Origin of the sequence: Bradyrhizobium algeriense, assembly GCF_003062295.1 — a bacterium.
Lineage (GTDB): Bacteria > Pseudomonadota > Alphaproteobacteria > Rhizobiales > Xanthobacteraceae > Bradyrhizobium > Bradyrhizobium algeriense.
Window position 1 is genome coordinate 134,311 of the sequence record NZ_PYCN01000020.1, and the last position, 8,550, is coordinate 142,860.

Annotated in this window: 8 protein-coding genes; 3 read left to right on the top strand and 5 right to left on the bottom strand. The window is 64.3% G+C overall.

Features of this window, described 5'->3' with window-relative positions:
* Nucleotides 1–21 precede the first annotated feature (21 nt).
* The gene (locus C7G61_RS29805) at nucleotides 22–816 is read left to right on the top strand and encodes an SDR family oxidoreductase (protein WP_108520516.1); all 795 of its coding nucleotides are present in this window, start codon (nucleotides 22–24) and stop codon (nucleotides 814–816) included.
* 94 nt (nucleotides 817–910) lie between these two features.
* On the opposite strand, the gene C7G61_RS29810 is transcribed toward C7G61_RS29805, so the two are convergent.
* Complete coding sequence (locus C7G61_RS29810) at nucleotides 911–1,369, bottom strand: hypothetical protein (RefSeq protein ID WP_190242020.1); 459 nt, start codon at nucleotides 1,367–1,369, stop codon at nucleotides 911–913.
* Nucleotides 1,370–1,489: 120 nt separating this feature from the next.
* Between C7G61_RS29810 and C7G61_RS29815 the strand changes: the two genes are divergently transcribed.
* Nucleotides 1,490–2,104: a hypothetical protein gene (locus C7G61_RS29815; protein WP_108520519.1), complete on the top strand. Its 615-nt coding sequence runs from the start codon at nucleotides 1,490–1,492 to the stop codon at nucleotides 2,102–2,104.
* A gap of 155 nt (nucleotides 2,105–2,259) precedes the next feature.
* On the opposite strand, the gene mdlC is transcribed toward C7G61_RS29815, so the two are convergent.
* The 4 genes from mdlC to C7G61_RS29835 all read right to left on the bottom strand — a co-directional run bounded on the left by mdlC (nucleotide 2,260) and on the right by C7G61_RS29835 (nucleotide 7,167).
* On the bottom strand, nucleotides 2,260–3,888 hold the full coding sequence (gene mdlC / locus C7G61_RS29820; RefSeq protein WP_108520521.1) for a benzoylformate decarboxylase: 1,629 nt from the start codon (nucleotides 3,886–3,888) through the stop codon (nucleotides 2,260–2,262).
* Nucleotides 3,889–4,008: 120 nt separating this feature from the next.
* Nucleotides 4,009–4,863 (bottom strand): HTD2 family dehydratase, encoded by an 855-nt coding sequence (locus C7G61_RS29825; RefSeq protein WP_108520523.1) that lies wholly within the window; start codon nucleotides 4,861–4,863, stop codon nucleotides 4,009–4,011.
* Nucleotides 4,860–5,990 (bottom strand): CaiB/BaiF CoA transferase family protein, encoded by a 1,131-nt coding sequence (locus C7G61_RS29830; RefSeq protein WP_108520526.1) that lies wholly within the window; start codon nucleotides 5,988–5,990, stop codon nucleotides 4,860–4,862. Before C7G61_RS29830 ends, C7G61_RS29825 begins: the two co-directional genes overlap by 4 nt.
* A gap of 10 nt (nucleotides 5,991–6,000) precedes the next feature.
* Nucleotides 6,001–7,167 carry an acyl-CoA dehydrogenase family protein gene (locus C7G61_RS29835; RefSeq protein ID WP_108520528.1) on the bottom strand — a complete coding sequence of 389 codons (1,167 nt, stop codon included), beginning with the start codon at nucleotides 7,165–7,167 and terminating at the stop codon, nucleotides 6,001–6,003.
* A 126-nt stretch (nucleotides 7,168–7,293) separates the two neighbouring features.
* Between C7G61_RS29835 and C7G61_RS29840 the strand changes: the two genes are divergently transcribed.
* Nucleotides 7,294–8,217, top strand: a complete 924-nt coding sequence (locus tag C7G61_RS29840; protein ID WP_108520530.1) for a LysR family transcriptional regulator — start codon at nucleotides 7,294–7,296, stop codon at nucleotides 8,215–8,217.
* Nucleotides 8,218–8,550 lie beyond the last annotated feature (333 nt).

Here is an 8,550-nt window from a genome sequence, read left to right on the forward strand (position 1 = left end):
AATAAACGGGAGGAGCGGGCCATGCAGGTGACGGGCAAAGTCGTGGTTGTCACCGGTGGCGGCAACGGCATCGGGAAGGCGATGTGCGAGGCCTTCCATCGCGCAGGCGCGGCCAAGGTCGTTGTCGCCGATATCGATCCCGATGGCGCGCGCGCCGTCGCCACCCCGATCGGTGGGGCGGCCTTCAAATGCGATGTCGGAAAGGAGAAGGACGTCCATCACGTCATCGAGGAGACCGAGCATCAATTCGGCCCGATCGCGCTGTTCTGCTCCAATGCCGGCATCGGCGGCGGCTTCGATCCATTGTCGGTCAACGCCGGCGGAAACTCCGACGAACCGTGGCAGCGAAGCTGGGCCGTTCATGTCATGGCGCATGTCTATGCGGCGCGGCACCTGATCCCGCGCATGAAAGCGCGCGGCGGCGGCTATTTCCTCAACACGATTTCGGCGGCGGGCTTGCTGTCGCAGGTCGGCAGCCCGGCCTATTCGACCACCAAGCATGCAGCGGTCGGCTTTGCCGAAAATCTCGCGATCTCGCACAAGGCCGACAACATCAAGGTGTCGATCCTGTGCCCGCAGGGCGTCGACACCAACATGCTGCGCTCGATCCCGAAGGGCCCGCAATCCGGCGACGGCGATCTTTCGCCGGAACAGGTGGCGCAGGACGTGCTGAAGGGACTGGAAGAGGAAACCTTTGTGATCCTGCCGCACCCCCAGGTGCTCGGCTACATGCGCAAGAAGACCGAGAATTACGACCGCTGGATCGCAGGCATGGCGAAGATCCAGGCGAAGATGCGGGAAAGTTACGGGAGGTGAGAACGTAGCCCGGATGCAGCGAAGCGAAATCCGGGCTACGAGTTTTCTCAATTGAGAAGGGCGGCCCTTCGGCCGCCGTTCCCGACAATTTCGCTTACTGGCACCTGTGCATCTGGCCGTCTTCCAGGCGGACCATTGTGCCGGGCTGGCAGATGATGCCGTTGCGCGCCGCGTATTCCTGGCTCCATACGCCCGGGCCGCCGTAATAGGCGCCGCCATAATAGGCTTGGGGGGCGCCGCCGCCGGCATAGGGGGCGCCACCGACGTAATAGGCGTAGGGACCGCCGCCGGCATAGTAAGCTGCCGTCGTTCCGGCTGCGACGGCACCGGCGCCCACCGCGGCCGCACCGGCCGCATTGGCCGCAGCCCGCCGCGCCTGCCGCCGGGTAACGCGCGGGGTCGATGGATCGGCCGCTGGATCACCCACCTGTGCCTGCGCGCGCTCGATCGACAGTGAAACGCCCTTTTGTTCGCTCCAGGTAACCGAGAGCATGGTCGCGCATGTGAAGACGGAGACCGCGAGGGCAGCTTTTCCGAAACTTGTCTTACTCATGACGTTCACTCCAGGGTTGCCCCATACTGAATTCTCGTGCGAGCGTAGAGGGCCGTCAAGTGGTGCCGCGTGCGGAACTTGCAGACGAATTGTCGAGCCTTTGAATCAAGCAGGGGTTTCATGAGCTGGCGTGCCTGGCCATTCGGAAAAGCTCCACCGGCGCCGGATGCTCCGCATGCGCTGCTGGCTGACATCGAGAAGCAGGGCAAACAATATCTCGACGACGTCGATAACGGAAAATGGGTCTATCCTGCCTGCAAGCGGGCGTCGTCGGATGCCGGCGCCGACAAGGAGCAGATCTGCAACCACACGCGGCTGGAAGCCGTGCGCTATCTGTTGACGGTGCCGCGGGGCGAATTCAGGCTGCTCGCCGAGCCGGATTCACAACCGGCGATACTGGACGGCTATCTTCGCCAGTTGCCGCACGATGAAACGGTGATCGAATTCACCGGCAACACGATGAGCGATCTGGCGATCGCCGTCATCGCCGGATTCAACTGGCTCAATCATTGCGCCGGCCTTGCCGGGGCCGACCGCAGGAAGTTTTCCGGAACGCTCAACCACTTTCGAAGGGTTGCGATGTCGGCTCAGAAATGGTGGGAGATGAAGGGCGCCAAAGAGCGCTATGCGCAACTGTTGCAGGCGCAGCAGGAGCCGCCGCTGTTCCTGTATCTGGTCTGGGCGGATTATGGCCGGCTTGCGAAAGAAATCGCAGCGGCGCGAAGAACACGGTAGCCCGGATGGAGCCAACGGGTCGCGCGAATGCGCGCCCAGCGACGAGCGCATTTGCGCTCGCACTGTGATGACAGGCTCCGCGAAATCCGGGGCCGCGTTATCAGCGGATGGACTTCCCCGGATTGCGCTGCGCTCCATCCGGGCTACGAAGTCACTCAGCCCTTCTGCGCGTAGAGCAGGGGCACGGCGGAATCCACCATCACCTCGATCAGGCTGGTGCCATCGTGCGCGAGACCATGCTTGAGCGCGCCTGCGAGTTCGGATGATTTCGTCACCCGCACGGCGTGGCAGCCCATGCCTTCGGCGAGTTTGACGAAATCGATGCCCGGCAGTTCGAGGCCCGGCACGTTGCGCACCTGCATCACCTGGCTGAACGAGCGCATCGCGCCATAGCCGGCATTGTTGATGACGACGACCGTGAGCGGCAGCTTGCGTTGCGCGGCGGTCCACAGCGCCTGGATCGAATACATCGCCGAGCCGTCGCCGATCAGGCAGATGGTGCGGACGCCGGGACGCCCCAGCGCCATGCCGACGGCGGCGGGCAGGCTGTAGCCGAGACCGCCGCTCGCCATGGTGTAAAAACTGTCCTGGCCGCGCATCGGCATGAATTTCTGCATCGCCGGACGATGCGAGGGCGCTTCCTCCACCAGCACCGCATGGGCGGGCATGGCTTGCGACAGCGAATGCAGCAGGAATTCGACGGGAAGCGGATCGGCGGCTGCCGGCGCCGGCGGCAGCACGCGACTTGTCGGCATCGCGCGCGTGGATTCCGGAAGCAGGTCGAGCAGCGTTGCCAGCGCCGGCTTCATGGTCGCGATGATGCTGACGCCGGATGGCGTGACGGCGGCGGCGTCCGGATCGTCGGTGATCTGGAAGATCGTGGTGGCGCCGTCGAAGATCGCGGCGTGGCCCTCGACGTGGAAGGTGAACACCGGCGCGCCGATCACCACCACGAGGTCATGATCGCGCAGCGCGTCCGATAGCTGTCCCGGCGAGGCGTGCAGGAAACCTGCGAACTGCGGATGCCGTTCGGGGAATGAGCAGCGCGCCGAAAACGGGCTGACCCAGACCGTCGCCTTCGTCTTCTCCGCGACCTGCACCATCAGGTCGACGGCCGCCGCGCGATCGACGCCGGGGCCGACGACGAGGGCAGGGCGCTTGCTCACCGAGAGCGCGGCGACCAGCGCCTTCATCGCTTCCGGATCGGGGCCGAGCTCGCGGCTGACGCGGCGGGCTTCTATCGGCTGCGCCGGGCGCGTCCAGTCGTCGATCGGGATCGAGACGAAGGTCGGGCCGCAGGGCGGCTGCATCGCGACGTAATAGGCGCGCGCGATCGCCGCCGGCACGTCTTCGGCGCGCGCCGGCTCGACGCTGTATTTCACGTAAGGCCGCGGAAATTCGGAAGCGCGCTCGGCGTAGAGAAAGGCCTGCAGCGGCAGGATCGAGCGGGCCTGCTGGCCGGCCGTGATCACCAGCGGGGTCTGGTTGCGATGGGCGGTGTAGATATTGCCGAGCGCGTTGCCGACGCCGGCGCCGGAATGCAAATTGACGAAGCCGGCGTTGCGGGTCGCCTGCGCGTAACCATCGGCCATGCCGACGACGGAAGCTTCCTGCAGGCCGAGCACGTAATCGATGTCGTCGGGCCAGTCGCTGAGGAACGGCAGTTCGGTCGAACCGGGATTGCCGAACACGCGCTTGATGCCGAACGCGCGGAGCAGGCCGAAGGTGGCGTCCTTGACGGTGAGCGGGGCGGTGGCGGTTTTGGTTGGCTTGCGGGACGACATTAGGTGACTCCCAACTTGATCTAGCGTTCCGTCATTGCGAGGAGCGAAGCAACGAAGCAATCCATACTTCCAGCACGGAGGTATGGATTGCTTCGCTTCGCTCGCAATGACGGTGAAAAATCACCACGTCGCGGTGCCCTTCATCGTGGGCTGTCCTTCGGCATTCGCGATCCACAATTCCATGCCGGCGCTGGTTTCGTTGGCGTTGATCGTAAACTCGCCGCCCTCGAACAGCGGCTGCACGCCGCGATAGCTGAACTTTTTCGGCGCGCTGTCGCCGTGAAGTCTTGCGGCGAATTCGACGATCAGCGCCGCCTGCAGCGGGCCGTGGAAGATCAGGCCGGGATAGCCCTCGACCCTGGTGACGTAGTCGCGGTCGTAATGAATGCGGTGGCCGTTGAAGGTCAGCGCCGAATAGCGAAACAGCAGCACGGGATCGCTGACATGGCTTTCGCGATGTTTTGCGACCGGCGGCGGCGGAGGCGCCTTGGCTGGTGCGACTGGCGCCGCGCCGCCCATGTCGCGATAGACGATGTCCTGCCGTTCGCGGATCGCAACCCCGCGCGGCGTCGTGATGGTGTGTTCGACGGAGACGAAGCAGAGCACGCCGGTGGAGCCGGTCTTCATCGTCACGTCTGAAATGCGGGAGACTCGCGTCGATTCATCGCCGACGCGCAGGGGCTCGATGAATTCGATTTCGCCGCCGGCCCACATCCGGCGCGGCAGCGGCACCGGCGGCAGAAAACCGCCGCGGGTCGGGTGGCCGTCGGGGCCGAGCTGCGACATCGGAAACACCGGTTGCGCCAGGCACCAATGCGTGGTCCACGGCGCGGCGTCGCCTGTCTTCGGCTCGCCGATGTCCTGGAACAGCGTCGCGCGCAGGCCCTTCACAAGCTGTGCGGTGACAATGTCTGACGCTTCCGTGCTGCGGCCGATCCACTGGCGCAGATGGTCGAGGTTCAGAGCTGCTGTCATGACTGGCGGCTCCTGATACGCGGAGCTGTGGGAAGTTCGACATGGTCGCCGATCCCTGGCACGGCGCCATAGTGCCGCTCCTCGCCGACGAAGATTGCGGCGGGCGCGGCATAGCTCACCTTGCCGTTCGGCGTATCGACCTCGATCCGGCGAAGATGCGGGTGCACGGCGAGGTCGGCCATGGTGTTCACTTCGGCGAACGCAATATCGGCGTCGGCGAGGCGTTTCAACAGATCGACGCGCGTCATGGTCGCAAAACTGTCGGCCACCGTCTTGTCGGTGAGTGAGCGGTTGCGCACGCGCTCGACCATGTTGGCAAACCTGGGATCGTTGGGCAGGTCGGGTTGATCCAAGACTTCCGCGCAAAGCTTCTTCCATTCGCGCTCGCTCTGGATCGAGATCAAAATGCCCTTGCCATCCCTGGAATTGAACACGCCATAGGGCGCGATCGAGGGATGGGCCAGCGCCATCCGCTTCGGCGGGTTGCCGGCTTCCGAATTGATCAGCGGCACCGCCATCCAGTCGGCCATCACGTCGAACATCGAGATCCGGATGTCGGCGCCCTTGCCGGTGCGTCCGCGCGCGATCAGCGCTTCGAGGATCGATGCATGCGCGGTGGCGCCGGTCGCGATATCGACCACCGATATGCCGACCCGCGACGGGCCTTCGGGGCCGCCGGTGATCGAGGCCAGGCCGCTCTCGGCCTGGATCAGGAGATCGTAGGCCTTGCGGTCGGCATAGGGGCCTTCGTCGCCGTAGCCGGAAATGGTGCAGCAGATCAGCGCCGGATAATCCTTTCGAAGCCGCTCCAACGAGAAGCCGAGCTTGTCCATCGAGCCGGGCTTGAGGTTTTGCAGCAAGACATCAGCGCTCGCGATCAGCTCTTCCAGCGCGGCGCGGCCTTCCTTGGTGGCGAGATCGATCACCACGGAATTCTTGCCGCGGTTGAGCCAGACGAAATAGCTGCTCTGGCCTTTCGCCGCCGCATCATAGCCGCGGGCGAAATCGCCCTCGGGGCGCTCGACCTTGACGACATGCGCGCCGGCGTCCGCCAGCCGTGAGCTGCAGAACGGTGCTGCGACCGCCTGTTCGACGGAGACGACAATCAATCCTTCCAATGGCAGCATCGTATCTCACTCAGTAGGAGCGGGGCAGGCCGAGCACGTGCTCGGCGACGTAGGACAAGATCAGATTGGTCGAGATCGGCGCAACTTGATACAGCCGCGTTTCGCGGAACTTGCGCTCGACATCGTATTCCTCCGCGAAGCCAAACCCGCCATGGGTCTGCACGCAGGCATTGGCCGCTTCCCAGGAGGCATCCGCCGCCAGCATCTTGGCCATGTTGGCCTCCGCGCCGCAATCGAGCCCCGCCTCATATTTGCGGGTTGCTTCCTTGACCATCAGTTCGGCCGCGCGCATCGCGGCGTAGGCCTTCGCGATCGGGAACTGGATGCCTTGGTTCTGGCCGATCGGCCGGCCGAACACGGCGCGCTCCTTGGCGTAGGCGGTGGCTTTCGCGATGAACCATTTGGCGTCGCCGATGCATTCGGCCGCAATGAGGATGCGCTCGGCGTTCATGCCTGACAGGATGTAGCGGAACCCCTTGCCTTCGTCGCCGATCAGGTTTTCGGCCGGCACCCGCATGTCGGTGAAGAACACTTCGGTGGTGGCGTGGTTCATCATGGTGCGGATCGGGCGGATCTCGAGGCCGTTGCCCTTGGCCTCGCGCATGTCGACGATGAAAACCGAAAGCCCGTCCGTGCGCTTCTTGGCCTGTTCTTTCGGCGTGGTGCGCGCGAGCAGGATCATCAGGTCGGAATGCTCGGCGCGGCTGGTCCAGATCTTCTGGCCGTTGACGATGTAGTGGTCGCCGTCACGCTTGGCGACGGTCTTCAGCGAGGAGGTGTCGGTGCCGCTGGTCGGCTCGGTGACGCCGAAGGCTTGCAGCCGCAATTTGCCGCTGGCGATCCCGGGCAGGTATTTTGCTTTCTGGGCGTCGTTGCCGTGCCGCAGCACGGTGCCCATCGTGTACATCTGGGCGTGGCAGCCGCCGCCGTTGCACCCCGCCCGCTGGATCTCCTCGAGGATCGCCGCCGCCGCCGAAAGCTTCAGCCCGGAGCCGCCATATTCCTCGGGGACCAGCACCGAGAGATAGCCGGCCTCCGTCAGCGCGTCGACGAACTCCTTCGGGTACGCCATCTGGCGATCCAGGTTGCGCCAGTATTCGCCGGGGAACTGGGCGCAGAGTTTGGCGACGGCGTCGCGGATGTCGTGGAATTCGTCTTGTTGGTCTTGTGCGGTCATTGGTTTTTCTGGCGATGGATGGTGGGGGATGTCAATTGCCGGATCGCGGGCGGTTGTGAAACTAGCGCCGGTCTCCTATGCTGAATTGTTATAGCGTATGAACCTGCCTTCGAAGATTGGCAAGCGATGGATATCCGCCAACTCAGGACCTTCAGTTGCGTGGCGGAGCTCGGCAGCCTCAGCAAAGCCTCCGACACGCTGCGGGTGGCGCAGCCGGCGCTGAGCCGCCAGATCAAGCTGCTCGAGCATGAATTGCGCGCCGACCTGTTCACCCGGAACGGCCGCGGCATGGTGCTGACCGATGCCGGCCGCCTGCTGCTGGCGCGGACGGCGGGCATCGTCCGGCAGATCGACCAGGTGCGCGACGAGATCCAGTCCGCCGGCGGACCACCGTCGGGCAGGGTGGTGCTCGGGCTGGTGCCGACCGTGAGCTGCGTGATTTCGGCGCGGCTCGCCCGGCGCACCGTCGACAGATATCCGGGCATTTCGCTCTGCATCGTCGAGAGCTACAGCGGCCATCTGATGGAATGGCTGCACCGCGGCGAGATGGATCTGGCGCTGATCTACGGGCCGTCCAGCGACCTGCATCTGACCGTGCAGAGCCTCGGCCGCGATCCCATCGTCGCGGTGGGGCCGCGCGGCAGCGGGCTGTCGCAGAAGAAGCAGGTCGATATCGGCTGGCTGCTGAAACAGAGACTCGTGCTGCCCAGTCATTCGCACGGCCTCCGGGCGCTGATCGAGCAGGCGGCGGCGAAGAAGAAGCTGAAGCTCGACGTCAAGCTGGAAGCGGATTCGTTTCGGGTGCTGACCAGCCTGGTCGAGGAAGGGTTGGGGTACACGTTGTTGCCGCCTTCCTCGGTGCGCCACGAAGTAGCCTCCGGCCGGCTGGAAACGGCGGCGATATCAAAACCGTCGCCGATGCGCGAATTGACCCTTGCGTCTCCCATCGATCATCCCGGCTCGACTGCGATCACGCTCGTGAGCGAGCTGCTCCGCAGCGAACTTGTCGCCTGCCGCGAAGAGGGCCTCTGGGACATCAAGCTCGCCTGAGCCGATGTGAGGGCCTTGCAGACCAGCTTAAAGCAAAAGGGCCCGGCCGGCATTCTCATCTGGCTACAGCAGTCATGCCGCAATTGTATAGGGCGGTACAGGCTTGCTGGAACGATGCTGCCGATACTCGATGTGCTCTATACGGTCGCTACCAAGGTTAAACCGGACATCGGCTGCTAGGTCCAATCTGGGTTGCAAATGACCCGAATGTATGGTCCGGCCGCGCGTTGCAAGAGGTTTCGTCAACCTGGCAGATGCGGTCTTGCATCAATGTATCCGGCCTCTGATTGGAGCGTGTGGTGCTCCGGGCCATCATGGATATCAGCGCGCACG

Excerpts from the sequence above, each read along its gene's own strand:
- C7G61_RS29815 (WP_108520519.1), top strand. The coding sequence starts at position 1,490 with ATGAGCTGGCGTGCCTGGCCATTCGGAAAAGCTCCACCGGCGCCGGAT.
- C7G61_RS29825 (WP_108520523.1), bottom strand. The coding sequence starts at position 4,863 with ATGACAGCAGCTCTGAACCTCGACCATCTGCGCCAGTGGATCGGCCGC.
- C7G61_RS29840 (WP_108520530.1), top strand. The coding sequence starts at position 7,294 with ATGGATATCCGCCAACTCAGGACCTTCAGTTGCGTGGCGGAGCTCGGC.
- C7G61_RS29805 (WP_108520516.1), top strand. The coding sequence starts at position 22 with ATGCAGGTGACGGGCAAAGTCGTGGTTGTCACCGGTGGCGGCAACGGC.
- C7G61_RS29810 (WP_190242020.1), bottom strand. The coding sequence starts at position 1,369 with ATGAGTAAGACAAGTTTCGGAAAAGCTGCCCTCGCGGTCTCCGTCTTC.
- mdlC (WP_108520521.1), bottom strand. The coding sequence starts at position 3,888 with ATGTCGTCCCGCAAGCCAACCAAAACCGCCACCGCCCCGCTCACCGTC.
- C7G61_RS29835 (WP_108520528.1), bottom strand. The coding sequence starts at position 7,167 with ATGACCGCACAAGACCAACAAGACGAATTCCACGACATCCGCGACGCC.
- C7G61_RS29830 (WP_108520526.1), bottom strand. The coding sequence starts at position 5,990 with ATGCTGCCATTGGAAGGATTGATTGTCGTCTCCGTCGAACAGGCGGTC.